Source organism: Kosakonia sp. PSU_27 (assembly GCF_039409795.1).
GTDB lineage: Bacteria > Pseudomonadota > Gammaproteobacteria > Enterobacterales > Enterobacteriaceae > Kosakonia.
In genome coordinates, this window is sequence record NZ_JBCIVK010000006.1 from 248,587 (window position 1) to 275,055 (window position 26,469).

20 protein-coding genes are annotated in these 26,469 nt (G+C 55.9%); 8 read left to right on the forward strand and 12 right to left on the reverse strand.

Features of this window, described 5'->3' with window-relative positions:
- Positions 1-8: 8 nt before the first annotated feature.
- The 3 genes from glyS to AAIG26_RS16885 form a co-directional block, all read right to left on the reverse strand.
- A complete protein-coding gene (gene glyS / locus AAIG26_RS16875; RefSeq protein ID WP_020455703.1) occupies positions 9-2,078 on the reverse strand; it encodes a glycine--tRNA ligase subunit beta in 2,070 nt (689 codons plus the stop codon).
- Between the two features lie 9 nt (positions 2,079-2,087).
- Entirely contained in the window at positions 2,088-2,999 is a 912-nt protein-coding gene (gene glyQ, locus AAIG26_RS16880; RefSeq protein WP_020455704.1) for a glycine--tRNA ligase subunit alpha, read from the reverse strand.
- 136 nt (positions 3,000-3,135) lie between these two features.
- Positions 3,136-3,435 (reverse strand): YsaB family lipoprotein, encoded by a 300-nt coding sequence (locus AAIG26_RS16885; RefSeq protein WP_020455705.1) that lies wholly within the window; start codon positions 3,433-3,435, stop codon positions 3,136-3,138.
- 172 nt (positions 3,436-3,607) lie between these two features.
- Here AAIG26_RS16885 and AAIG26_RS16890 point away from each other — a divergent pair, with 172 nt between their 5' ends.
- A complete protein-coding gene (locus AAIG26_RS16890) occupies positions 3,608-4,603 on the forward strand; it encodes an acyltransferase (protein ID WP_343181138.1) in 996 nt (331 codons plus the stop codon).
- Here AAIG26_RS16890 and AAIG26_RS16895 read toward each other — a convergent pair.
- From AAIG26_RS16895 to xylA, 4 genes are all read right to left on the reverse strand, one after another.
- A complete protein-coding gene (locus tag AAIG26_RS16895) occupies positions 4,596-5,516 on the reverse strand; it encodes a helix-turn-helix domain-containing protein (protein ID WP_343181039.1) in 921 nt (306 codons plus the stop codon). The genes AAIG26_RS16890 and AAIG26_RS16895 overlap by 8 nt on opposite strands.
- The gene (locus AAIG26_RS16900) at positions 5,516-6,052 is read right to left on the reverse strand and encodes an isochorismatase family protein (RefSeq protein ID WP_020455708.1); all 537 of its coding nucleotides are present in this window, start codon (positions 6,050-6,052) and stop codon (positions 5,516-5,518) included. Before AAIG26_RS16900 ends, AAIG26_RS16895 begins: the two co-directional genes overlap by 1 nt.
- Positions 6,053-6,181: 129 nt before the next feature.
- A complete protein-coding gene (gene xylB / locus AAIG26_RS16905) occupies positions 6,182-7,636 on the reverse strand; it encodes a xylulokinase (RefSeq protein WP_343181040.1) in 1,455 nt (484 codons plus the stop codon).
- Between the two features lie 49 nt (positions 7,637-7,685).
- Complete coding sequence (gene xylA, locus AAIG26_RS16910; protein WP_020455710.1) at positions 7,686-9,008, reverse strand: xylose isomerase; 1,323 nt, start codon at positions 9,006-9,008, stop codon at positions 7,686-7,688.
- A gap of 350 nt (positions 9,009-9,358) precedes the next feature.
- On the opposite strand from xylA, the gene xylF reads away from it, so the two are divergent.
- The 4 genes from xylF (at position 9,359) to xylR (ending at position 14,411) form a co-directional block, all read left to right on the forward strand.
- Positions 9,359-10,351: a D-xylose ABC transporter substrate-binding protein gene (xylF, locus tag AAIG26_RS16915; RefSeq protein ID WP_343181042.1), complete on the forward strand. Its 993-nt coding sequence runs from the start codon at positions 9,359-9,361 to the stop codon at positions 10,349-10,351.
- 78 nt (positions 10,352-10,429) lie between these two features.
- Complete coding sequence (locus AAIG26_RS16920) at positions 10,430-11,971, forward strand: xylose ABC transporter ATP-binding protein (RefSeq protein ID WP_097406417.1); 1,542 nt, start codon at positions 10,430-10,432, stop codon at positions 11,969-11,971.
- A complete protein-coding gene (gene xylH, locus AAIG26_RS16925) occupies positions 11,949-13,130 on the forward strand; it encodes a xylose ABC transporter permease XylH (protein WP_343181044.1) in 1,182 nt (393 codons plus the stop codon). Before AAIG26_RS16920 ends, xylH begins: the two co-directional genes overlap by 23 nt.
- A gap of 102 nt (positions 13,131-13,232) precedes the next feature.
- A complete protein-coding gene (xylR, locus tag AAIG26_RS16930) occupies positions 13,233-14,411 on the forward strand; it encodes a D-xylose utilization transcriptional activator XylR (RefSeq protein ID WP_160268392.1) in 1,179 nt (392 codons plus the stop codon).
- A gap of 47 nt (positions 14,412-14,458) precedes the next feature.
- Here the strand turns inward: xylR and AAIG26_RS16935 are convergent, their stop codons facing one another.
- A complete protein-coding gene (locus AAIG26_RS16935; protein WP_044489523.1) occupies positions 14,459-15,286 on the reverse strand; it encodes a protein bax in 828 nt (275 codons plus the stop codon).
- A 315-nt stretch (positions 15,287-15,601) separates the two neighbouring features.
- Between AAIG26_RS16935 and AAIG26_RS16940 the strand changes: the two genes are divergently transcribed.
- Together AAIG26_RS16940 and avtA are read left to right on the forward strand one after the other, a co-directional pair.
- Positions 15,602-17,638 carry an alpha-amylase gene (locus AAIG26_RS16940; RefSeq protein ID WP_343181046.1) on the forward strand — a complete coding sequence of 679 codons (2,037 nt, stop codon included), beginning with the start codon at positions 15,602-15,604 and terminating at the stop codon, positions 17,636-17,638.
- Between the two features lie 107 nt (positions 17,639-17,745).
- Positions 17,746-19,038 carry a valine--pyruvate transaminase gene (avtA, locus tag AAIG26_RS16945; protein WP_343181047.1) on the forward strand — a complete coding sequence of 431 codons (1,293 nt, stop codon included), beginning with the start codon at positions 17,746-17,748 and terminating at the stop codon, positions 19,036-19,038.
- 184 nt (positions 19,039-19,222) lie between these two features.
- On the opposite strand, the gene AAIG26_RS16950 is transcribed toward avtA, so the two are convergent.
- The 4 genes from AAIG26_RS16950 to AAIG26_RS16965 all read right to left on the reverse strand — a co-directional run bounded on the left by AAIG26_RS16950 (position 19,223) and on the right by AAIG26_RS16965 (position 23,967).
- A complete protein-coding gene (locus AAIG26_RS16950) occupies positions 19,223-19,696 on the reverse strand; it encodes a 4Fe-4S dicluster domain-containing protein (protein WP_343181048.1) in 474 nt (157 codons plus the stop codon).
- Between the two features lie 353 nt (positions 19,697-20,049).
- The gene (gene selB, locus AAIG26_RS16955; protein WP_020455722.1) at positions 20,050-21,894 is read right to left on the reverse strand and encodes a selenocysteine-specific translation elongation factor; all 1,845 of its coding nucleotides are present in this window, start codon (positions 21,892-21,894) and stop codon (positions 20,050-20,052) included.
- Complete coding sequence (gene selA / locus AAIG26_RS16960; protein ID WP_343181049.1) at positions 21,891-23,267, reverse strand: L-seryl-tRNA(Sec) selenium transferase; 1,377 nt, start codon at positions 23,265-23,267, stop codon at positions 21,891-21,893. The genes selB and selA overlap by 4 nt, the downstream gene beginning before the upstream one ends.
- A gap of 91 nt (positions 23,268-23,358) precedes the next feature.
- Positions 23,359-23,967, reverse strand: a complete 609-nt coding sequence (locus AAIG26_RS16965) for a glutathione S-transferase (protein WP_343181050.1) — start codon at positions 23,965-23,967, stop codon at positions 23,359-23,361.
- A gap of 514 nt (positions 23,968-24,481) precedes the next feature.
- On the opposite strand from AAIG26_RS16965, the gene AAIG26_RS16970 reads away from it, so the two are divergent.
- Positions 24,482-26,392 (forward strand): PTS mannitol transporter subunit IICBA, encoded by a 1,911-nt coding sequence (locus AAIG26_RS16970; RefSeq protein ID WP_020455725.1) that lies wholly within the window; start codon positions 24,482-24,484, stop codon positions 26,390-26,392.
- The last annotated feature ends 77 nt before the right edge of the window (positions 26,393-26,469 follow it).

Sequence of the window (26,469 nt, forward strand, 5' to 3'; positions counted from 1 at the left end):
CATGACGATTACTGCAGCAGAGAGATATCCGCCACCTGCAGGAACAGTTCACGCAGTTTAGACAGCAATGTCAGACGGTTGATACGCACGTCTTTGTCGTCGGCATTCACCATCACGTTCTCAAAGAACTCATCCACCGGCTCGCGCAGCTGCGCCAGTTCGATTAATGCGTCCTGATAACGGCCTTCGGCAAAGTACGGCTGCAGCTTATCGCGCAGCACCACCAGGTTACCCGCCAGCTTAATTTCCGCCGCTTCTTTCAGCACCGAGGCGTGAACGATATCGTTCAGCGTCTCATCGGATTTCGCCAGGATATTGGAAACGCGCTTGTTCGCTGCCGCCAGCGCCGCCGCTTCGTCGAGCGTACGGAAGTGCGAAACCGCCTTCATACGCGCATCGAAATCTGCCGGTTTGGTCGGACGACGCGCCAGCACCGCCTGAATGGTATCCACGCTGTAGCCTTCGTCCTGATACCAGGCACGGAAACGGCCCAGCATAAAGTCGATCACATCATCGACCACTTTCGCGTTGGTCAGCTTGTCGCCGTACAGACGCACCGCTTCTTCGGTCAGGGTTTGCAGATCCAGCGCCAGGTTCTTCTCAACGATAATACGCAGCACGCCCAGCGCCGCGCGGCGCAGTGCGAACGGGTCTTTATCGCCTTTCGGATGCTGCCCGATACCGAAGATCCCCGCGAGGGTGTCCATCTTATCGGCAATCGCCAGCGCGCAGGCGATCGGGTTTGACGGCAGTTCATCACCGGCAAAACGCGGCTGATACTGCTCGTTCAGCGCCACAGCAACATCTTCTGCTTCGCCGTCGTGACGCGCATAGTGCATGCCCATCACGCCCTGGGTGTCGGTGAATTCGAACACCATGTTGGTCATCAGGTCGCATTTGGAAAGCAGGCCCGCGCGCGTGGCGTGATTCACATCCGCGCCAATCTGCCCGGCAATCCAGCCCGCCAGCGCCTGAATACGATCGGTCTTGTCGCGCAGCGTACCCAGTTGTTGCTGGAAGAGCACAGTTTGCAGACGTGGCAGATGATCTTCGAGGCGTTTTTTACGGTCGGTATTGAAGAAGAACTCGGCATCCGCCAGACGCGGGCGCACCACTTTTTCGTTACCGGAGATAATCTGCTGCGGATCTTTCGATTCGATGTTAGCGACGAAGATAAAGTTCGGCAGCAGTTTGCCGTCGTTGCCATACACCGGGAAGTACTTCTGGTCACCTTTCATGGTGTAAACCAGCGCTTCCGCCGGAACGGCGAGGAATTTCTCTTCGAACTTCGCGGTCAGCACCACCGGCCATTCCACCAGCGAGGTCACTTCTTCCAGCAGGCTGTCGCTCAGATCGGCATTACCGCCAATCTTACGCGCCGCTTCTTCTGCATCCGCTTTGATTTTCGCTTTACGCGCGTCGTAATCGGCGATCACTTTGCCGCGCTCCAGCAGAATTTGCGGGTACTGATCGGCGTTATCGATGGTGAACTCCGGCTCGCCCATAAAGCGGTGGCCGCGAATCACGCGATCGGACTGAATACCCAGAATGGTTGCCGGAATAACGGTGTCGCCCAGCAGCAGCGTAACGGTATGAACCGGACGAACAAACGTCACATCCGACGCGCCCCAGCGCATCAGTTTCGGGATCGGCAGCTTGCCAAGCGAGTTAGCAATCATGTTCGGCAGCAGCGTTTCCACGCTTTCGCCTTTGACATGCGCACGATAGAGCAGCCATTCACCTTTGTCGGTGGTCAGACGCTCAGCCTGATCGACAGTGATGCCGCAACCACGCGCCCAGCCTTCAGCCGCTTTGCTCGGCTTACCTTCCGCGTCAAACGCCTGGGCAATTGCCGGGCCGCGTTTTTCAACTTCGCGATCCGGCTGGGAAGCCGCCAGTTTCGCGACTTTTACCGCCAGACGGCGCGGCGCGGCGAACCACTGCACGTCGCCGTGGGTGACACCCGCCGCATCCAGCTCAGCGGTAACGTTGGCAGCGAAGGACTCGGCCAGGCTGCGCAGGGCTTTTGGTGGCAGCTCTTCGGTGCCGATTTCCACCAGGAAAGTTTTCTCAGACATGGCCGCCTCTTATTTATTTCTGTTACACATCGGGAAGCCAAGGGCTTCACGGGAAGCGTAATACGCTTCAGCCACTGCTTTGGTCAGCGTGCGGATGCGCAGAATATAGCGCTGACGTTCCGTCACGGAGATGGCTTTACGCGCATCCAGCAGGTTGAAGCTATGGGCGGCCTTCAGAATGCGCTCGTAGGCAGGCAGCGGCAGCGGGTTTTCCAGCGCCAGCAGCTGCTGCGCTTCTTTTTCATACTGCTCGAAGCAGGTGAACAGGAAGTCGACATCCGCGTATTCGAAGTTGTAAGTGGATTGCTCCACTTCGTTTTGATGGAACACGTCGCCGTAAGTGGTTTTACCCAGCGGGCCGTCGCTCCAGACCAGGTCGTAAACGCTGTCCACGCCCTGAATGTACATCGCCAGACGTTCCAGACCGTAGGTGATTTCACCGGTAACCGGTTTACACTCCAGACCGCCAACTTGCTGGAAGTAGGTAAACTGCGTCACTTCCATGCCGTTCAGCCACACTTCCCAGCCCAGACCCCAGGCACCCAGCGTCGGGTTTTCCCAGTTGTCTTCCACGAAACGAATATCGTGAATGGTCGGATCCATACCCAGCTCTTTCAGTGACCCGAGGTACAGCTCCTGAATGTTATCCGGAGACGGTTTAATCACCACCTGGAACTGATAATAGTGCTGTAAACGGTTCGGGTTTTCGCCATAGCGTCCATCGGTCGGACGGCGGGAAGGTTGCACATACGCGGTTGCCATCGGTTCTGGCCCCAGCGCGCGCAGGCTGGTCATTGGGTGCGATGTACCGGCGCCCACTTCCATGTCCAGAGGTTGAACAATGGTACAGCCCTGACGAGCCCAATAATCCTGTAAGGTCAGGATCAGACCCTGAAAGGTCCTGGTATCAAACTTTTGCATATTCTTTCGTGCTGGATACGTGTGGATTTAAAGGAAGCGCCCAGTATACCCGCTGGCTGCAAGATATACAGTACGAAACGGGTTTGTTTAAGGAAAATTGGGGAAAGCACGCGCCGTCGGGCGGGAATCTGGCGGTTTAGCGCATCGAAAGGTGCAAAAATTGGCCTTCCGCGTCAAAAGTGCAGACAAAGGCTTCCCGGCGCGGCGTCATGCCCCGCATTTCATAGCTGCCCTGAAATTGTTCAAAGCCAGTGACATCAATTTGCTGTACGCCGGTGTTGTAACGGCGAGCGGCGTTTTGTCTGCACAAATTTTCCATATCCAGCGAATGTTCGGGGCCAGGTCTGGCTTTTTGCGCTTGCTGCGCGGGAATATCTGCAGAGGCGCTGCAGCCAGCTAATAGCAGCACCAGCGCGGGGACAATACACTTCATCATTTTTATCACTGCCTGCTCGCGGGCTGTTATTTTTAAAGGCGGGGAATGCAAATTTTGCAAATCTGCGCAAAACGCACAAGCAAGAGCGGTAAAACTCAGAATTATCTAATGAGATGGGCGGATAATCTTACAGTCTGAGGGAGTTGTCTTTAACGTGAACACAGAGGAACTGATGCAGTCGAAAATTTACTGGATAGATAATCTGCGAGGGATAGCCTGTTTAATGGTAGTGATGATCCATACCACTACCTGGTACATCACCAATCCCGCCAGTATTACCACTTTCGACTGGAATATCGCCAATATCCTCAACTCCGCTTCCCGCGTCAGCGTGCCGCTGTTTTTTATGATTTCCGGCTACCTCTTTTTTGGCGAACGCAGCGCACAGCCGCGCCACTTCTTGCGCATCGCGCTTTGTCTGGTGTTCTACAGCCTTATCGCCCTGCTCTATATCGTGCTGTTCACCTCGATTAACAGCGAGCTGTCGTTGAAAAACCTGCTGCAAAAACCGGTGTTTTATCACCTGTGGTTTTTCTTCGCCATTATCGTCATTTACCTGGTGTCGCCATTGATTCAGGTGAAAGCGCTCAGCGGCAAAATGTTGCTGGCATTAGTGGTGGTGATTGGCATTGTGGCCAACCCGAATACGGTGGCGCAGAAAATCGGCGGTTTTGAGTGGCTGCCGGTCAATCTTTATATTGGCGGGGATACGTTTTACTACATTCTGTATGGCATGCTGGGGCGCGCTATCGGCATGATGGAGACGCAAAAACGGGCATTAAGCTGGGCCTGCGCCGCCCTGTTTTTAGCCGCGGTGTTTGTGATTTCACGCGGTACGCTCAATGAGCTGAAATGGCGCGGCAATTTCGCCGATACCTGGTATCTCTACTGCGGGCCGATGGTCTTTCTTTGCGCCATCGCGCTGTTTACGCTCATCAAAAACACGCTAAATAGCCGTACGCTGCCGGGGCTGACGCTCATTTCTCACCATTCGCTGGGTATTTACGGTTTTCACGCGCTGATTATTCACGCCCTGCGCACGCGCGGCGTTGAAATCCACGCTTCACCGCTGCTCGATATAGTATGGATTTTCACTGCCACGCTGCTGGCGAGCCTGGCGCTGTCGATGCTGGTGCAACGCCTCGACAAACGCCGTTTCGTCAGTTAATGGCACGCTGGCGCGCACGCTGTAGCTGGCGCGGCGAGGAGAAACCGGCGGCAAGCGCGGCCTGCTCGGTGCCGCGCCCTTGCAACAGATACTGTTCGGCAATCACCAGCCGCAGCTGCTCCAGATAATCACGCACGCTGATCCCGAGATGTTGCTGGAACAGGCGCGTTAAATGTCGGGGGCTGACGTGCGCCCGCTCGGCAATGTCGCTCAGTTGCCAGGCTTTTTGCGGCTCCGCCGTCAACGCATCTTGCGCGCGATGCACCGCCGGATGCAGGTGGTTACGGTAGCGCAGCCACGGTGAAATTTGCGGATCTTCCCCGGAACGACGGAACCAGACCACCATTTCCCGCGCTACCGCCAGCGCCGCCTCCGGCCCGCAAAACCGGTTAATCAGATGCAGCGCCAGATCAATACCGGAGGTGATGCCCGCACTGGTCCAGATGCTGCGATCCTCAATGAAAATACGGTTCTCTTTAACCAGCGCCGCAGGCGCCACCGCGCGTAAACGGGCAATGACATCATGGTGAGTGGTGCACTGAATGCCGTTCATCAGACCGGCCTTCGCCGCCAGCACCGCGCCGGAACAGACGCACATCAACGTAATGCTCTGGCTGTGGATCAGCGGTTGCAGGCGCATCAGCCAGTGCCGCACCGCGTTCGCCTGCGGCGTATCAAATAACCGTGAGGAATCTGACACACCTGGCAGCACCAGCAGGCTGCCTTCCGGCAAGGTATCCGGTAGCGGTGCAATATTGCCCATCGTCAGGCCAATCGAGGTCGACACACTCGCTTCCGGCCCAACGTAGTGCAGGCGAAAAGCGTTCCCTGCCAGCACGAAGGTTTCCGCCGGGCCGGTCATATCCAGCGCCAGAACGCCGGGCAACATCACAAACCAGACATCTATGGTCATTACAGTTCCAGAATTTCGTGGACGGTTTTAATGGCAGCGAAGCGGCCTTCCAGCACGGTTTCAGTGCGGTGGCGCAGCGCGTTGCAATCCAGCGTAACCCCTTTATGCGTCATCGGGAAGGTCAGTGTCGCTTCGCTGACAAAGGTCACGCGATACCCCAGATCCGATGCGACGCGCGCGGTGGTTTCACAGCACTGCTCGGTGCGAATACCGCAAATAATCAGATGGTTGATGTCGCGGCTGCGCAGCCAGTGATCGAGCCCGGTATCGGTAAACGCATTGTGCACATGCTTATAAAACGTTACGGCGGCGCGGTGTTGCAGGAAGGGCATCGGCGTGACAAAACCGCTCTCCAGCGAAAACGGCCCGCTGTCAGCGACATGAAAGATATCGACTACCGGTACGCCACGTGCTTCACAGCCAGCGATAAGCGTGGAGATGGCCTGCTGAAACGCAGCGAAATCCGTATCTTGCCAGTAGTCACGATGGAAAAAAGATTGCTGTGTGTCGATGTTAATCAGCGCGGTGCGGGACATTTCAGGACTCCTTGCTCAGTAGGGTTAACGCTATTGTGGCAAGGAGTTTTGCGCCTGCTAAGACCAAAAAAGGACAACATCATGGTGATTCCAGCCCACCTGAACAGCGGGCCGGATAAGCAGGAAAAATCAGGACATCAGCGGCAGTAGCTGCTGATAGATACGGCGGAACGTTTCGCGGCGTGGCGCGTAATGAGCATGTCGGGTAGCATCCGGCGCATGCTGTTGCTCAACCGGCAGTTGCGGCAGTAGCGTCGCCAGAGGCGTTTGCGGATTGACGGCGATTTGCGCCAGCCGCGCCGCGCCAAGCGCTGGCCCAACATCGCCGCCGGTGCGGTAATCGAGCTGCAATCCGCTGATATCCGCCAGCATTTGCCGCCACCATGCGCTGCGCGCCCCGCCCCCGATAAGCGTAATGCTCTGCGGCGTGACGCCACAGGCGTGGACGACATCCATACCATCCGCCAGCGCGAAACCGACACCTTCCAGCACGGCGCGGGCAAGTTCTTCGCGGCCATGCTGATGCGTCAGACCAAAGAACACGCCTTTCGCCTGTGGGTTGTTATGCGGCGTACGCTCGCCGGAAAGGTAGGGTAAAAACCACAGATCCCCGGCGTTATCGTCCGCCTGTTGCGCGGCGTTAATCAATGCCGGAACTGACTCCAGCCCCGTTAGCTTCGCCGCCCAGTCCAGGCACGACGCCGCGCTAAGCATTACCGACATCAAATGCCAGCGGCCAGGCAGCGCGTGACAAAAACTGTGTACCGCGCTTTCGGGTTTACTGAGGAACCCTTCGCTGACGGCAAAATAGACCCCGGATGTGCCCAGTGACAACATCGCCTGGCCTGCGTCTGCCATACCGACGCCGACAGCACCGGCGGCGTTATCTCCGCCGCCCGCGACAACCGGAACGACGGGCATCGCCCAGCGCCGGGCGATCTCGGGTAACAGTTCGCCGGTAATTTCGCTGCCTTCAAACAGCGCAGGCATATGCGCACGTGAAAGCGAGCAGGCAGCCAGCATGTCATCGCTCCAGTCGCGTTTCGCCACATCCAGCCACATGGTTCCCGCCGCGTCGGACATGTCGCTGGCGAATACGCCAGACATTTTCAAACGCAGAAAATCTTTAGGCAGCAAGACCTTCGCCACACGAGCAAATATTTCTGGCTCGTGACGCTGCACCCACAAAAGTTTCGGCGCAGTAAAACCGGGCATCATCAGGTTGCCGGTAATCGCACGGGAATTTTTGACCTTTTCTTCCAGCAGCGCGCACTCTTCGCCGCAGCGACCGTCATTCCACAGAATGGCCGGACGCAACACCTGGTTATCTTTATCAAGCAGCGTCGCGCCGTGCATCTGCCCGGCGAGGCCCATCGCTTTTACATACTGTAACGAGTGCGCCTCGCCCAATGCCAGAATGGCACGGTCCGTCGCTTGCCACCACGCTTCGGGATCTTGCTCCGACCACAACGGGTGCGGTCGCGACACGCTGAGTTTTTCCGTATGCGAGGCCAGCACCTCGCCCTGCTCACCGAGCAGAATCGCCTTCACGCCAGAGGTGCCGAGATCGATCCCGATATACATAGTGACCACTCCTTTTTAGTGCGCCGCGTTATCGGCGGCGCAGAACGGTTTACTTATCAAACAGGTAGTAGTTAACCAGGTTTTCCAGTTGCTCCTGATGACCGCTCTGGTGCCGCGGTGCCAGGTTCTGCTGTTCAGCGTACTTCGCCAGCTCCGCGAGGCTAAGCTGCCCCTGCAAAATTTGCTGGCCCAGCTCACCATTCCAGCCCGCATAGCGTTTCGCTACGCGTTTATCCAGCTCGCCCTCTTCCACCATGCGAGCCGCCACTTTCAGCGCCAGCGCCATGGTGTCCATCGCGCCAATATGACCATAGAAAAGGTCGTATTTATCGGTGCTCTGACGGCGTACTTTGGCGTCAAAATTCAGGCCGCCGGTAGTGAAACCACCCGCTTTGAGGATTTCATACATCACCAGCGCGTTCTCTTCGACGCTGTTCGGGAACTGGTCGGTATCCCAGCCGAGCTGCGGGTCGCCGCGGTTTGCATCCACTGAACCAAACAGCCCCAGCGCGATGGCCGTGGCGATTTCATGATGGAAGGAGTGACCGGCAAGTGTGGCGTGGTTGGCTTCGATATTCAGTTTAATCTCTTTCTCCAGACCAAACTGTTTCAGGAACCCATAAACGGTAGCGGCGTCATAATCGTACTGGTGCTTGGTCGGTTCCTGCGGTTTTGGTTCGATAAGCAACGTGCCGCGAAAACCGATTTTGTGTTTGTGTTCCACCACCATATGCATGAAGCGGCCAATCTGTTCGCGCTCCTGGCGCAGATCGGTATTCAACAAGGTTTCATAACCCTCGCGACCGCCCCACAGCACGTAGTTTTCGCCACCAAGTTTGTGAGTGGCGTTCATGGCGGTCACCACCTGCGTCGCCGCCCAGCTGAATACTTCCGGGTCCGGGTTGGTCGCCGCGCCCGCACCATAGCGCGGGTTGGTAAAGCAGTTCGCCGTGCCCCATAACAGCTTCACACCGCTCTGCTGCTGTTTTTCCGCCAGCACGTCCACCATCTGCGCAAAATTGTTCAGATACTCTTTCAGCGACGCGCCTTCCGGCGAAACGTCCACATCGTGGAAGCAGTAATAGGGCACATTGAGTTTATGAAAAAACTCAAACGCGACATCGGCTTTACGCTTCGCCATCGCAATGGCTTCGCCAGGCTGTTGCCATGGGCGATCGAAGGAGCCCACACCAAACATATCTGCGCCGTTCCAGCAGAAGGTATGCCAGTAGCAGGCAGCAAAACGCAGGTGATCTTCCATGCGCTTACCGAGCACTAGCTCATCCGGATTGTAATGACGAAACGCTAAAGGATTCGTGGTTTTTGGACCTTCAAAACGAACCCGATCCAGCTGGTCGAAATAAGCTTGCATAATGAGCTCCATTGGCGAGTGTACAAATCTGACGTTAATACTGGATTCTCTCTCTGACTCGCTCAATTACGTTATTTCACACTGCTATTAAGAGAATGCACAAACGTGCGCTGGCTCGCAAAATAATGATATCTGCGGCTGCGAGGCGCCTTCCTGTTTTTTATGCAAAATCGGTTTTGCTTTTTTTAAAATAAGATCGCGGTCATAAATCAGCAAATAAACCAAAAAACGTAATGCCCGGATAAAAATCTGTAATTGCCAGAGCAGAATTCTGCGTTAAGAATTTGCTCGTCTATAGCAGTGCATGTTTCTTTTATCTCGCCCTTCACCCTACAAAAGGTATTACTATTATGAAGATAAAGAACCTTTGCCTTACACTCTGCGCCTCCCTGCTGCTGGCAAGCGCTTTCGGCCATGCCAAAGAGGTGAAAATCGGCATGGCGATTGACGATTTGCGCCTTGAACGCTGGCAAAAAGACCGCGATATCTTTGTGAAAAAAGCCGAGTCGCTCGGCGCTAACGTGTTTGTTCAATCCGCAAACGGAAATGAAGAAACGCAGATGTCGCAAATTGAAAATATGATCAACCGTGGCGTCGACGTACTGGTTATTATTCCCTACAACGGCCAGGTGTTAAGTAACGTAATAAAAGAAGCCAAACAGGAAGGAATTAAAGTCCTGGCTTACGATCGCATGATTAATAATGCCGATATCGATTTCTATATCTCTTTCGATAATGAAAAAGTCGGGGAATTACAGGCGCAAAGCCTGGTAAGCAAAGTCCCGCAGGGAAATTACTTTTTAATGGGCGGATCGCCGGTAGATAATAACGCCAAGTTATTCCGCGCCGGGCAAATGAAGGTATTAAAACCCTATATTGATAGCGGGAAAATTAAAATTGTCGGCGATCAATGGGTCGATGGCTGGTTACCGGAAAACGCGCTGAAGATTATGGAAAACGCCCTCACCGCCAACAATAACAAAATTGATGCGGTGGTTGCTTCCAACGATGCCACCGCTGGCGGCGCGATTCAGGCGCTGAGCGCCCAGGGTCTGGCCGGAAAAGTGGCGATTTCGGGCCAGGATGCCGACCTCGCAGGGGTGAAACGGTTGATTAACGGCAGCCAGACCATGACGGTCTATAAGCCAATCACCCAACTGGCGAATACGGCGGCGGAAATCGCTGTCGAACTGGGTAACGGCAAAACGCCAAAAGCGGACGCTTCACTGAATAACGGCATGAAAGATGTCCCTGCCCGCCTGTTGACGCCAATTGAAGTCACCAAAGACAACATCGACGCTACTGTCATCAAAGACGGCTTCCATCAGAAAAATCAGCTCTAAAACCGTCGGCGCGCCTGCGGGCGCGTCGGCTGCCATCTCTTTCAGGCGCTGTATATCAGCGAATGACGTGGAGCAGCCATGCCTTATTTACTTGAAATGAAAAATATCACCAAAACTTTTGGTGTCGTAAAGGCGATAGATAACGTCAGCCTGCACCTTAACGCGGGTGAGGTGCTCTCGCTGTGCGGTGAGAACGGTTCGGGTAAATCCACGCTGATGAAAGTGCTGTGTGGGATTTACCCGGCTGGCAGTTACGAGGGAGAAATTATTTTTGCGGGCGAAACCCTGCAAGCCAGCCATATCCGCGACACCGAGCGGAAAGGTATCGCCATCATTCACCAGGAGCTGGCGCTGGTGAAACATTTAACCGTGCTGGAAAACATTTTCCTCGGTACGGAAATCACCCGTCACGGTGTGATGGATTACGACCAAATGACGCTGCGCTGCGAAAAATTGCTCAAACAGGTGAGCCTGTCGATTTCGCCGGATACCCGGGTGGGCGATTTAGGGCTCGGGCAACAGCAACTGGTCGAAATCGCCAAAGCGCTGAACAAACAGGTGCGGCTGCTTATCCTTGATGAACCCACCGCTTCGCTGACCGAGCAGGAAACCGCCGTGTTGCTGGATATCATCCGCGACCTGCGCAACCACGATATCGCCTGCGTTTACATTTCCCACAAGCTGAATGAAGTCAAAGCGATATCGGACACCATCTGCGTTATCCGTGATGGCAAGCATATCGGTACGCGTGATGCCGCTGGCATGAGCGAAGACGACATCATCACGATGATGGTAGGTCGCGAACTGACCGCGCTCTACCCCAATGAACCGCATGCGACAGGCGAGGAGATCCTGCGCGTTGAACATCTTACCGCCTGGCATCCGGTAAACCGCCATATCAAACGGGTGAACGATATTTCATTCAGCCTGAAGCGCGGCGAGATCCTTGGCATCGCCGGGCTGGTCGGCGCAGGGCGGACCGAAGCGGTGCAGTGCCTGTTTGGCGTCTGGCCGGGGCGCTGGGAAGGGCAAATTTTCCTTGATGGCAAAGCGGTACAGATTCACAACTGCCAGCAGGCTATCGACTTTGGCATTGCCATGGTGCCGGAAGACCGCAAAAAAGACGGCATCGTGCCGGTGATGGCGGTGGGTAAGAACATCACGCTGGCGGCGCTTAACCAGTTTACCGGCGCGTTAAGCAGCCTGGACGACGCCGCCGAACAGGCGTGCATTTTACAGTCGCTCCAGCGGCTAAAAGTGAAAACGTCTTCCCCGGAGCTGGCAATCGGCCGCCTGAGCGGGGGCAACCAGCAAAAGGCGATTCTCGCCCGCTGCCTGTTGCTCAACCCGCGCATCCTGATCCTCGATGAACCTACGCGCGGTATCGATATCGGCGCGAAATACGAAATCTACAAACTGATTAACCAATTAGTGCAGCAGGGGATCGCCGTCATCGTTATCTCATCCGAGCTTCCCGAAGTGCTGGGATTAAGCGATCGGGTGCTGGTGATGCATGAAGGCAAGCTAAAAGCCGATCTCATCAATCGTAATCTGACCCAGGAGCAGGTCATGGAAGCGGCGCTGAGGAGCGAACATCATGTCGAAAAGCAACCCGTCTGAAATTAAATTAACTACCGCCTCACAAGGGGCTTTTTCCGGGCTGAAGTCCCTTAACTTACAAGTATTTGTGATGATTGCCGCCATTGTGGTGATCATGCTGTTTTTCACCGGCATGACCGATGGCGCCTACCTGAGCGCGCGTAATATCTCTAACCTGCTGCGCCAAACCGCGATCACCGGCATCCTGGCGGTGGGAATGGTGTTTGTCATTATCTCTGCCGAAATTGACCTCTCCGTTGGCTCCATGATGGGGTTGCTCGGCGGTGCGGCGGCGATTTTCGATGTCTGGCTGGGCTGGTCGCTGCCGCTAACCGTGGCGGTAACACTGGTGCTCGGCCTGCTGCTTGGCGCCTGGAACGGCTGGTGGGTGGCGTATCGCAAAGTCCCTTCATTTATCGTCACGCTGGCCGGGATGCTGGCTTTTCGCGGCGTGCTGATCGGCATTACTAACGGCACCACGGTTTCCCCCACCAGCGCGGCAATGTCGCAGATTGGCCAAAGCTATCTACCAGACGGCGTAGGTTTCGGCGTAGGCTTGCTGGGCCTGGTGGCTTTTGTACTCTGGCAGTGGCGCGGGCGTATGCGTCGGCAGACGCTGGGGCTGGCAACGTCACCCTCATCAACAGCGGTTGGACGTCAGGCAATTATCGCAGTGATCGTGCTGGGAGCCATTTGGCTGCTGAATGATTACCGGGGTGTCCCCACTCCGGTACTGCTGCTGGCCTTTTTACTGCTGGCGGGCATGTTTATGGCGACGCGCACCGCGTTTGGCCGCCGTATTTACGCTATTGGCGGCAACCTGGAAGCGGCACGGCTTTCCGGCATTAACGTCGAGCGCACCAAACTTGCGGTATTTGCCATTAACGGGCTGATGGTGGCGATTGCCGGCTTGATCCTCAGTTCGCGCCTCGGGGCAGGCTCACCTTCCGCCGGGAATATCGCCGAACTGGACGCCATTGCCGCTTGTGTGATTGGCGGCACCAGCCTTGCAGGCGGTATTGGTAGCGTCGCGGGTGCGGTAATGGGCGCGTTTATTATGGCGTCGCTGGATAACGGCATGAGCATGATGGATGTGCCGACGTTCTGGCAATACATCGTCAAAGGGGCCATTTTGCTGCTGGCTGTGTGGATGGATTCCGCCACCAAACGGCGGGCCTGAAAACTGTGAATTAAGGCGCGATCACACGGCCGGATCTTTTTTATTCATCAGTTTGATGAATATGATAATGAGATCGGATGGAAAGTCAGGAAGCAAACCAACATGTTTGAGAAGCGCCATCGCATCACATTGTTATTTAATGCCAATAAAGCCTACGACCGCCAGGTTGTCGAAGGGGTCGGCGAGTATTTGCAAGCCTCGCAATCCGAGTGGGATATTTTCATTGAAGAGGATTTTCGCGCCCGCATTGAAAATATCAAAGAGTGGCTGGGCGATGGCGTGATCGCCGATTATGACGATCGGGACATTGAGCGTCTGCTGGCGGATGTCGACGTGCCAATTGTCGGCGTGGGCGGCTCTTATCACACCCCGGAGCACTACCCGCCGGTGCATTACATCGCGACCGACAACCACGCGCTGGTGGAGAGCGCGTTTTTGCATCTGAAAGAGAAAGGCGTGCACCGTTTTGCGTTCTACGGCCTGCCGTCCTCCAGCGGCAAACGCTGGGCGGCAGAACGTGAGCACGCCTTCTGCCAGTTAGTGGCGCAAGAGAAGTACCGCGGCGTGGTTTACCAGGGGCTGACCACAGCGCCTGAGAACTGGCAACATGCGCAAAACCGGCTGGCGGACTGGCTGCAAACGCTGCCGCCGCAGACCGGCATTATCGCCGTGACCGACGCCCGCGCACGTCATGTTCTGCAAGTGTGTGACCATTTACATATTCCGGTGCCGGAAAAACTGTGCGTGATTGGCATCGATAACGAAGAACTCACCCGTTATCTCTCGCGCGTTGCGCTCTCTTCCGTGGCACAGGGAACCCGGCAAATGGGCTACCAGGCGGCGAAGCTGCTGCATCGTCTGCTGGATAACGAAACCATGCCGTTACAGCGGTTGCTGGTGCCACCGGTACGTGTGGTGGCGCGGCGCTCGACGGATTACCGCTCGCTGAACGACCCGGCGGTGATTCAGGCGATGCATTACATTCGCAATCACGCCTGTAAAGGCATCAAAGTGGATCAGGTGCTGGATGCTGTCGGCATCTCGCGTTCAAACCTGGAAAAGCGCTTTAAAGAAGAGGTCGGTGAGACGATTCACGCGGTAATTCATGCGGAGAAACTGGAAAAGGCGCGTAGCCTGTTGATATCGACATCGCTCTCGATCAATGAAATCTCACAGATGTGCGGCTACCCGTCGCTGCAATATTTCTATTCGGTGTTTCGTAAAGAGTACGACAGCACACCAAAAGACTATCGCGACCGCTATAGCGAAATCCTTATCTAGCACAAAGAAAAACGCCTTCCGGCTGGAAGGCGTTTACAGAGCTGATATTACATATGGGCGGCGATTAACTGCTGATTGTCCTGATACATGGCAAACAGGTAGTTGTTGTAACTCTCGCCACGGGTTGAGTAACCCTTCAGCTTGTGAATCATGTTGGTCGCCGTCACTTCCTGATCCGCTTTGCGCAGCTGCGCACGGGATTTACGGAATGACGCATAGGCCGTGTGCGTATTCAGGTTGGTGACGTAAGCATCCACCGATTCCTGCAGGGAGTTAAAGTGAGAGTAACCTTTCACTTTGCCAGCCCCGTTTTTACAGGCACCTTTCGCACATTTCATGCCAAACAGATTGTTGTTGGTACGCGCCAGTTTTGACGTGCCCCAACCACTTTCCGCTGCCGCCATAGTCGCAACCATGCTGTCCGGGATAATGTCTACACGCTCCAGCAGGGCGTTCCATGGAATACGGCGCGTATTCCCGTTCCAGCTGATTTTGTAGCGTTGCGTAATATCCTTCAGACGCGCGCGCTCGGCAGGCGACCATTGGCTATTGTACTGTTTTGACAACAACCAGTTACGCTCGGCGGTAATCGCAGAGTTTTTACTGGTGATATAAGGCATTACCGTCCGGAGAAACGCTTTTTTCCTTGGTGTTCCGGAAGGGTATTTTCGCAAATCAGGAAGTGAACTACTTTTTACACTATTGCGAGAATACTCTTGTTTACTGCTTGCCTGTTTTTTTACGCTTGCCTTAGTGACGTGGGCTTTGTGACTCGCTGTTTCTGTGTGCGTCTTCGCCAGCACCCCACCTGAAAATATCAAGGTGGAAAACATGAGTATCGTGGCCCCAAGTCGTCGCATGGGTATCGATATCATTAGGTCTCCTGGTCGGATATGAACATTCCAACACCTTCTTTTTTGCATGATTTTGAGAGCTGAATCTCAAATCATACCAAAAATAGCCTGCAAGAGCACGTACAGAAATAATCCAATTCTGAAATCATGTCACCAGGAAACTGCACACAAAACGGACAATCTCTTATAAATGTGGCGGTTATCGCAAATCTAAACCGACAATCTATGCGCGATCGCTCACCCTGCGCCCTCCTCCCTGGCGATTACGACCAGGGAGGAGTTTCCCCGCTAAACGGAGTGGCAAACTGGGGAAAATCGCCATCACTGGGACATCCAATGAAACACTCCGCGTTTTTACTGCTGTTGCTTCCCGGCATCGCTCTCGCCGACTGGTCCGCCGCTGGTTTTCCCCCTTTAACTGACGACGGCACCGGCCTCTGGCGCAGCCAGGCCGCGCTGAAAAAAGGCGAGCATCCAATCGCGTTACAGCAGGGTCAGCAGTGCTGGCAGCCCGCCAGCGACATCAAGCTGAACCAAATGCTTTCGTTGAAGCCTTGCAGTGGGCGCGCGCCGCAGTGGCGGATATTCCGTGATGGCGATTACCAGATACAGCTCGATACCCGCTCCGGCACACCAACGTTGCTGCTCAGTGTCAAAAGCGAGGCCAGCGATACACCTGCCAAACTAGCGCGCCAGTGTCCGGTGCGTGACGATAAGCCGCTGACCGTGCCTGTTGGCAACACCTTCCCGGAAGGCAGCCTGGTACGCGATTTCTACAGCCAGCAAACCGCCACGGTACGCGACGGGAAAATTACCCTGCAACCCGCAGCGGAAAGTGACGGTCTTCTGTTGCTGGAAAAAGCGCAAACGCAGGGTGCAGCTCCGTTCGAGTGGCATAACGCCACGGTCTATTTCGTGCTTACCGATCGCTTTGTGAATGGTAATCCCGCCAATGACAACAGCTACGGGCGGCATAAAGATGGGATGCAGGAGATTGGCACTTTTCACGGCGGCGACCTGCAAGGGCTAACCAGCAAACTGGATTACTTGCAGCAACTGGGGGTCAACGCGTTATGGATAAGTTCGCCGCTGGAGCAGATCCACGGCTGGGTTGGCGGTGGTACAAAAGGGGATTTCCCCCACTATGCCTACCACGGTTATTACACGCAGGACTGGACGCGCCTCGACGCCAATATGGGCAGCGAAGACGATCTGCGTAAACTAGTTGATGAAGCGCACCAGCGCGGCATTCGCGTGCTGTTTGATGTGGTGATGAATCACACCGGCTATGCGACGCTGGCCGATATGCAAACCTTCCAGTTCGGCGCGCTGTATCTGAAAGACGAGGAGCGCAAGAAAATCCTCGGCGAGCACTGGACAGACTGGCGTCCCGCCGCCGGGCAAAGCTGGCACAGCTTCAATGATTACATCAACTTTAGCGATAAAACCGCCTGGCAGAACTGGTGGGGCAAAAACTGGATCCGCACCGATATCGGCGATTATGACAACCCCGGTTTTGACGACCTCACCATATCGCTGGCGTTTTTGCCGGATTTGAAAACCGAATCCGCCACCCCTTCCGGACTGCCGGTGTTTTATCGCCACAAACCGGATACGCGCGCACGCGAAATCGCAGGGTTTACACCGCGTGATTACCTTACCCATTGGCTCAGCGAGTGGGTGCGCGAGTACGGCATTGACGGTTTTCGCGTTGATACGGCTAAACATGTCGAGCTGGCAGCCTGGCAACAATTAAAAACGCAGGCCACGGCGGCGCTCGCCGAATGGAAAAAGGCCAATCCGCAGAAAAAAATCGATGACGCCCCTTTCTGGATGACCGGCGAATCCTGGGGCCACGGTGTGATGGAGAGTGATTACTACCGCCATGGCTTTGATGCGATGATCAATTTTGACTATCAGCAACAGGCCGCCGACGCGGTATCGTGTCTGGCGAATATGGATACTGTCTGGCAACAGATGGCCGACAAACTGCAAAGCTTTAATGTGCTGAGCTATCTCTCCTCGCACGATACCCGCTTGTTCCGTGAGGGCGGTCAGCAAGCCGCAGAGCTTTTGCTGCTCGCCCCCGGCGCGGTGCAGATCTTTTACGGTGATGAAAGCGCGCGGCCGTTTGGCCCGACAGGATCCGATCCGCTACAAGGTACGCGATCGGATATGAACTGGCAGGATCTCGACGGCAAAAGTGCCGCCGGCCTGCGGCACTGGCAAACATTGGGCCAGTTCCGCGCGCGCCACCCGGCGCTGGGCATGGGCAAACAGACCACGCTTACGCTGCCGCAGGGCTACGGTTTTGTGCGTGAACAGGGTGATGACAAAGTGATGGTGGTCTGGGCGGGCGCGGCTCGCCACTGAGCCATAAAACAAATATCAGCATAATATATCGCTAAACTGCTATCGATAAGAATTAAGAGTGGAAAAGGCGCATCGGCGGCGATTTGCACCTCGCCGTCCGGAGCGCTATGGTTAGCCACTTTGATCCGCAGCCCGACAGAGCAGTAGCGATGACATTTTCACTTTTCGGCGACAAATTTACCCGCCATGCAGGCATTACGCGCCTGATGGAGGATCTCAACGACGGTTTACGCACCCCTGGCGCTATCATGCTCGGCGGCGGTAACCCGGCACAAATCCCGGCGATGACCGATTACTTCCACAACCTGCTTGCAGACATGGTGGAAAACGGCAAAGCGACTGATGCGCTGTGCAATTATGACGGCCCGCAGGGTAAAACGGAGCTACTGACGGCGCTGGCAGGTATGCTGCGTGAAGAGTTAGGTTGGGATATTGAGCCACAGAATATTGCACTAACAAACGGCAGCCAGAGCGCGTTTTTCTACTTGTTCAACCTGTTCGCTGGCCGTCGCGCCGATGGAAGCACCAGAAAAGTGCTTTTCCCGCTGGCACCGGAGTACATCGGCTATGCCGATTCCGGGCTGGAAGAAGATCTGTTTGTCTCCGCACGCCCCAATATTGAACTGCTGCCGGACGGGCAGTTTAAGTACCATGTCGATTTTGAACACCTGCATATTGGCGAAGAGACCGGCATGATCTGCGTCTCACGCCCGACCAACCCGACCGGCAACGTGATCACTGACGAAGAGCTGATGAAGCTGGATATGCTGGCGAATCAGCACAACATTCCGCTGGTGATTGATAACGCTTACGGCGTCCCTTTCCCGGGCATTATCTTTAGCGAAGCGCGCCCGTTGTGGAATCCGAACATTATTCTGTGCATGAGCCTGTCGAAGCTGGGTCTGCCGGGCAGCCGCTGCGGCATCATCATCGCCAGCGAAAAAATCATCTCCGCCATTCGCAATATGAACGGCATTATCAGCCTCGCGCCAGGCGGCATTGGCCCGGCGATGATGTGCGAAATGATTAAGCGTAAAGATTTGCTGCGCCTTTCTGAAGAGGTGATCAAACCGTTTTACTACCAGCGGGTACAGGAAACGATCGCCACGCTGCGTCGCTATTTACCGGAAGAGCGCTGCCTTATTCACAAACCGGAAGGGGCGATTTTCCTCTGGCTGTGGTTTAAAGACCTGCCGATCAGCACCGAGCTGCTGTATCAACGGCTGAAAAAACGCGGCGTGCTGATGGTACCCGGCGATTACTTCTTCCCGGGGCTGGATAAACCCTGGCCGCACACGCATCAGTGCATGCGCATGAACTATGTGCCGGAGCCGGAGCTTATCGAAGCGGGCGTGAAGATCCTCGCCGAAGAGATTGAAAAAGCCTGGCAGGAAAACTAAAGCAAACATGCTGAATTAAGCCCTCTGTCGAGGGCTTTTTTTATCACTAACGAAAACGGGCGCATCAGTACCGAGTTTGCTTTGCCTGACGTCTGCGGATTTAACGCGCGCAGAACTGGCAGCAGCTTTTCTTTACGGTTGGCGGGTTTTCCGCTGCTTTGCGCCATTCACACCGATTTGCTGGCTAGAGCCGCTGGCTTTGTAGCCGGTTCTCGCGAAGTTGTGCCGGGTTTATGCAACACAGCGCGTTGGTCGGGCAGGCTTCGACACAGGCCGGGCCGTTTTCGCGATGCTGGCACAGATCGCATTTCAGCGCCTGCGCCCGGTTCTCAACGCGCATCACCTGCATGGCACCAAACGGGCAGGCAATCATGCAGCTTTTGCAGCCGATACAGCGCGATTGCTCAACCAGCACCGCACCATTGGCCCGACCGATCGCACCGACCGGGCAGACATTGGCGCAGGGTGCGTCTTCGCAATGATGGCAGGTGACGGCAGTGGAGAAATCGCCTGTTTTCACCACGCGGATGCGTGCAGAAAAGGTCGCGGGCTTCACACCCGAGCAGTCCTGATTATCTTCATGCGACACCACACACGCCACTTCGCAGGTGCGACAGCCAATGCATTTGGCCGCATCAGCGATAATAAAACGGTTCATTCCCCACTCCACCGGGCACGAAAACGACAAGGGTGCCAGAAAAAACCGCCGCAATGCTTTGATCGCAAGCGGGAAAGCCGCCAGTTTTGTCATTTGCCTGAACATTTCCGGCAATCTGTATCACGCGCTCAAAATGTTGCTAAATGTACGCAGAAAACGTTCGCCAGTATGCTTGGCACCTGCTTATCACGTTCCAGAGAATTCGCCCCCGATACCGGCTTAGTTGCGCTTAACGTCAGATTTTCCGTGGGGATCGGGGGGAATGATTGAAGGTGATAATCGGCGCGTCCTGTCGGTGAGGCGCTTTTGCGAGGGGGATGCGGCTGGCGAAAAATCGCCAGCCTGAGAGTTGATCACTCTTTGAGGAATAACGCCTTGTCGCGCAGGATGTGGTCATTGCCACGGCGGCGGGTAAAACCAATGCGGTCGAAATATTCCAGGATCTGAATCGCCAGTTTGCGCCCCACATTCAACGTATCGCGAAAATCCGCCGCGCTGGTCGAGCCGCGCGCTTCATCAAGATCGCGGATCATGCTGGCAAAAGTCACAATGCGATCGTTGCGGTAATAACGATCTTTGACGATCGCCGTAATCAGCCCCTGCTGTGCCGCCTGTCGTAATACGCCGCGCATCACCTGTTCATCCACACCGATTTCACGGGCTAAATCCCGCACCCACCAGGGTTCGTCGCCAAACAGCGGTGAGACTTTTTGCCAAAGCTGGGCCTGCTCGTCGCTGAAACCCGCTTTATGCTCCGGCAAGTGCAGCCAGCCGTGGTGGCTGTGGATATCGCCGCTCTCCCGCATCAGTTCAATCAGGGTTAATACCAGTGCTTCATCTTCCATCGGCAGCGCCATACGTCGCAGGCGTTCGCGCCCTGGACCCGGCTCTTCGCGGTGCTGTTCATGGTAAGTCGCCAGCGTGTCCAGCAACTTACGCTGCCAGCGCGCCGCCACCGGCGCATTAAGCAGGTTATCACCCGCCCGGATAAAACCGGGGTTATCGAGTAACGCCGCCAGACCGCTGCTGCTTAACTGGCGCGCCCAGCCAAACGCGCGCAGATCCACCGCGCCGCGCGATAAATGCACGGCCAGCGCCTGGGCGTCGTCTTTGGTCTGCGCCAGTTCACCAATCCACGCCAGATAATCTGCCTTGCGTTTACCGCGACGCGGCGAGTTCAGCGTCACCACGCGCGCCCCCGCAAGCGTCGTGCGCGCGGAGATATCGCGCAGCACCAGCAGATCGTTGTCCGCCAGCCACAGCGGCGTATCGAGCACCAGTTCGGCAAGGCCATTTTCCAGCAGCGACACGCGCCCGGTAACGTGGCTGGCGGCATGGTGAATATGCAATGGCTGCCATTGCGTCAGCGGAACGTGAGTTTGCAGGGCGACAATCAGCCGCTCGGTCGGTTCGTCGGGCTGCTGCGACAACAGCCAGTCACCGCGGCTGAGCGCCTCTTTTTCCGCATCACCGGCAATATTCAGCGCGATGCGTTGCCCGGCATGAGCGTGTTCAACTGGTTGATTCTGCGCATGTAACCCACGCACGCGCATCGGTGTATTCGCCCCGGTCAGCCACAGCGTATCGCCTACGCGGACATCGCCGGAAAGCGCCGTTCCCGTTACCACCAACCCCGCACCTTTCACCGTGAAAGCACGATCGAGCGCCAGGCGGAAACGCTGATGCTCAGGATGGGCGCGTTCTGGCAACTGCAACAGATGTTCACGCAGCTCAGCAATGCCGCGCTGTTCCGTGGCGGCGGTGACAAACAGCGTCGCCTGTGGGTAACCAAAGGCCTGGAGCGTGTTTTGTACTTCCGCGCGCACGTCGGCAATGCGTGCCTCATCCACGCGATCGGCCTTCGTTAGCGCTACCGTCAGCGCCGGGTTGCCGGTCAGTTGTAAAATCGCCAGATGCTCACGCGTCTGCGCCATCACGCCATCGTCACACGCCACCACCAGCAGGGCGTGGTCAATGCCGCCAACGCCCGCCAGCATATTAGAGAGGAATTTTTCATGTCCTGGCACATCAATAAAGCCCGGCACGCGGCCATCCGGCTGCGGCCAGTAGGCATAACCGAGATCGATGGTCATGCCACGTTTTTTCTCTTCCGGCAGGCGATCGGCATTCACGCCCGTAATCGCTTCAATCAGGGTGGTTTTGCCGTGGTCGACGTGCCCGGCAGTGGCAATAATCATTTCAGCAACATCTCCAGCAAGCGGGATTCATCATCAACACAGCGACAGTCCAGCCACAGGCGACCATCGTAAATACGGCCAATCACCGACTGCGGCAGCGCCCGCCACTGCGCAGCCAGCGCCTCCACACGACGGCCACTGCCATCGCGCGGAGTAAACGTCAGCGCCGCGCCCGGCAACCTGTCAACCGGCAGCGAACCGCTGCCAATTTGTGACAGGCAGGCTTCCACGCGCAACTCAAATTCGTGATAACGCGCCGTCAACGCCGTGCATAAGCGCTGCGCCTGCTCGCGAATTTCCGCCTCCGGGCGGGTTAAGTAACGCAGCGTCGGCAGGCTCTCAGCGAGTTTTTCCGGGTGCAGATAGAGGCGTAACGTCGCCTCCAGCGCCGCCAGCGTCATTTTATCCGCCCGCAGCGCGCGTTTTAACGGATGCTGCTGCAACTGCTCAATCAGCGCTTTTTTACCCACGATAATGCCCGCCTGCGGGCCGCCGAGCAGCTTATCGCCGGAGAAACTCACCAGGCTGACACCAGCGGCAATCAGCGTTTGCGGCATCGGTTCCTGCGGCAAACCGTAGCGGCTTAAATCGACCAGCGAACCACTGCCGAGATCGACAATCACCGGTAGCGCATGCTCTTCGCCCAGCGCCACCAGCTCCGCTTCATCCACCGCTTTGGTAAAGCCTTCAATATAATAATTACTGGTGTGGACTTTCATCAGCAGCGCGGTGCTGTCGTTAATCGCCTGGCGATAATCTTTCGCATGCGTGCGGTTGGTGGTGCCGACTTCGTGCAGCACACAGCCCGCCTGGCGCATCACGTCCGGAATGCGAAACGCGCCACCAATTTCCACCAGTTCGCCGCGCGACACCACCACTTCGCGGCCAGCCGCCGTGGCTGCCAGCATCAGTAACACCGCTGCGGCATTGTTATTAACGATGCAGGCATCTTCCGCGCCGGTAAGCTGACAGAGAAGATCGGCCAGGGCGCGATCGCGATGACCACGCCCCGCGCCGTCGAGATCATATTCGAGCGTCACCGGCGAGCCCATTACCTGCGCGACGGCATCAATAGCGGCCTGCGCTTGTACCGCGCGGCCTAAATTCGTGTGCAGCACCGTACCGCTCAGGTTAAACACCGGGCGCAGCGCGCTGCTGTCGCGCTGTTCCAGCCGCTGTTGCGCCGCCGCTGCCCAGTCGGAGCACCAGGCGGGTAACGTTTGTGCTTCACGGATCTGCGCGCGCGCCTCGTCCTGAAGCTGACGCAGCGTTTGCGCCACGCGACTGTGGCCGAAAGTGGCTAATAAAGTGGCGAACGCCTCGTCACGTAACAGGCGATCGGTCGAAGGGATCTGGCTGTAAAGAGTTGTCATGAAAAGGCCTGGCTATGAGTTGCCCCCTCCCGTCAGGGGGTTTGACGTGAGGGGATTGTACAGTGACTTGCTCAGGCGAACATCATGCTTATCAAGCCTTCGGCGGTTCGGTGCGGGCGAAACTCTCGCGCTGGAACAGATTTTCCACCAGCTTTACCAGCAGTGGACGATCAACACACCAGCCGGGTGAAACATGGCGGAAATTGAGATAACTAATGGCGCAGGCAATTGCCACTGTCGCCAGATTCAGGTCGTCCACGCCCAGCGTGCCATCTTTAAGATAGTTTTCCAGCGCATCCAGCCCGCGCGAAACCTTTTCCCGCTGGCGTAACAGTTCAGTCTCCGACTGCTGTTCGACCGGGCGCGCCAGCTCGCGAACCGAGACCAGCGCCGCATCCATAATGCCATCGGCCAGCGCTTCGAGTTGGCGAATTTTCAATGCCGCTTTGCGATCAGTGGGCAGAATGGCCGGAGCGATATTCAGTAAATCAAGGTATTCCGCGATGATCGGCGAGTCGTACCACACTTCGCCATCATCGGTTACCAGAGCCGGAACTTTGCCAAGCGGGTTGTACTGCGCCACGCTATTAACGGCGTTATAAGGCTGTTCATTGATAAATTCGAAGGTGATGCCCTTTTCCAGCAGGATCACCGATATTTTGCGTACAAAAGGGCTGGTATAGCTGCCGATCAGTTTCATTGCCTTCTCCGTTTCCGCCAACAAAAACCTAAGTATGAACGAGCGGGCGCAGAATGTTTCATCACGATGAAAACTTCTGCCGCTAACGTACGTATTGCCGCAGGCTGTGAAAGGAAGTTACAGGTTCTGCTGGTCGTCAAAAACACAGTTTGCTGGCGATCACATTCGGAAAAGTCCTGACGAAAATATCTTGTGATCTATATCACAAATACATAACAAACCGTCGAGCATAAAATGTGAATAACATCACACTTACAGGCTCATAACGTCCAGATTTTGCGCTTTGTTCTTTTTTTACACTGATTTTATGTGATGAATATCACACAAAATGGTGGCATACCCCCTGCTTTATTGTGATCTGAATCACATAAAAACCCACCATCTGGACAGTCACGTGATTCGGTGCGAGATTTCGCCTCACAGATAACCCAGGTCCGGCTACCTCTGCCGCCACGTTAACAACAAACCTCGGGCTTCCGGCCTGTGCGATAGCAAACATAAGAAGGGGTGTTTTATGTCATCCGATATCAAGATCAAGGTGCAAAGCTTTGGTCGTTTTCTCAGCAATATGGTGATGCCGAACATCGGCGCGTTCATCGCGTGGGGGATCATCACCGCATTGTTTATTCCTACAGGGTGGTTGCCTAACGAGACGCTGGCGAAACTCGTTGGCCCAATGATTACTTATCTGCTGCCGCTGCTCATCGGTTACACCGGTGGTCGTCTGGTGGGCGGCGATCGTGGCGGCGTTGTCGGCGCGATCACCACCATGGGCGTTATCGTTGGTGCGGATATGCCGATGTTCCTCGGCGCGATGATCGCAGGTCCGCTGGGCGGCTGGGCGATTAAACACTTTGATAGCTGGGTCGACGGTAAGATCAAATCCGGTTTCGAAATGCTGGTGAATAACTTCTCCGCTGGCATCATCGGTATGATCCTCGCCATTCTGGCGTTCCTCGGCATTGGCCCTGCGGTTGAAGTGCTGTCCAAAATTCTGGCGGCCGGCGTTAACTTCATGGTGGCGCACGAAATGCTGCCGCTGGCGTCTATCTTTGTTGAACCGGCGAAAATCCTGTTCCTCAACAACGCCATCAACCACGGTATCTTCTCGCCGCTGGGTATTCAGCAATCGCATGAACTCGGCAAGTCCATCTTCTTCCTGATCGAAGCGAACCCGGGTCCAGGGATGGGCGTACTGCTGGCGTATATGTTCTTTGGTCGCGGCAGCGCTAAACAGTCTGCTGGCGGCGCGGCTATCATCCACTTCCTGGGGGGTATCCACGAAATTTACTTCCCGTATGTGCTGATGAACCCGCGTCTGCTGCTTGCCGTAATCCTCGGTGGTATGACTGGCGTGTTCACCCTGAGCGTACTGAACGGCGGCCTGGTCTCTCCGGCTTCTCCGGGTTCCATCCTGGCGGTGCTGGCGATGACGCCAAAAGGCGCGTACTTCGCGAACCTGACGGCAATCTTTGCTGCCCTGATTGTCTCTTTCGTCATCTCTTCTATCCTGCTGAAAACCAGCAAAGTGAAAGAAGAAGACGAAGACATCGAAGCGGCAACCCGTCGTATGCAGGACATGAAAGCACAGTCTAAAGGCGCAACCCCGCTGGCGGCTGGCGACGTGACCAACGACCTGAGCCACGTGCGTAAAATCATCGTCGCATGTGACGCCGGTATGGGTTCCAGCGCCATGGGCGCGGGCGTGCTGCGTAAGAAAGTGCAGGATGCGGGTCTGAGCAACATCTCTGTCACCAACAGCGCGATTAACAGCCTGCCGTCTGACGTTGACCTAGTGATTACGCACCGCGATCTGACCGAACGCGCAATGCGCCAGGCGCCGCAGGCCCAGCATATTTCGCTGACCAACTTCCTCGACAGTGGCCTGTACACCAGCCTGACCGAACGTCTGGTTGCTGCTCAGCGCCATACGGACAACGAAGCCAAAGTGACCAGCAGCCTGCAGGACAGCTTTGATGCGCCTGACAGCAACCTGTTCAAGTTGAGCGCGGATAACATCTTCCTTGGCCGCACGGCGAGCACTAAAGAAGAAGCCATCCGTTTTGCCGGTGAGCAACTGGTGAAAGGCGGCTACGTTCAGCCGGAATATGTTGATGCGATGCTGGAACGCGAAAAACTGACCCCGACCTATCTGGGTGAGTCCATCGCGGTACCGCACGGCACAGTGGAAGCGAAAGATCGCGTACTGAAAACTGGCGTGGTGTTCTGCCAGTATCCGGAAGGTGTTCGCTTCGGTGAAGACGAAGATGACATCGCCCGTCTGGTGATCGGCATCGCGGCACGTAACAATGAGCACATTCAGGTCATCACCAGCCTCACTAACGCGCTGGATGACGAGACCGTGATTCAGCGTCTGGCGCACACCACCAGCGTTGAAGAAGTGCTGGCACTGCTCGGCAAGTAATCGGTTTTCCTCCCTCTCCCCACGGGGAGAGGGCTAGGGTGAGGGGAAATATTTGCGGTTCCTCACCCCAGCCCTCT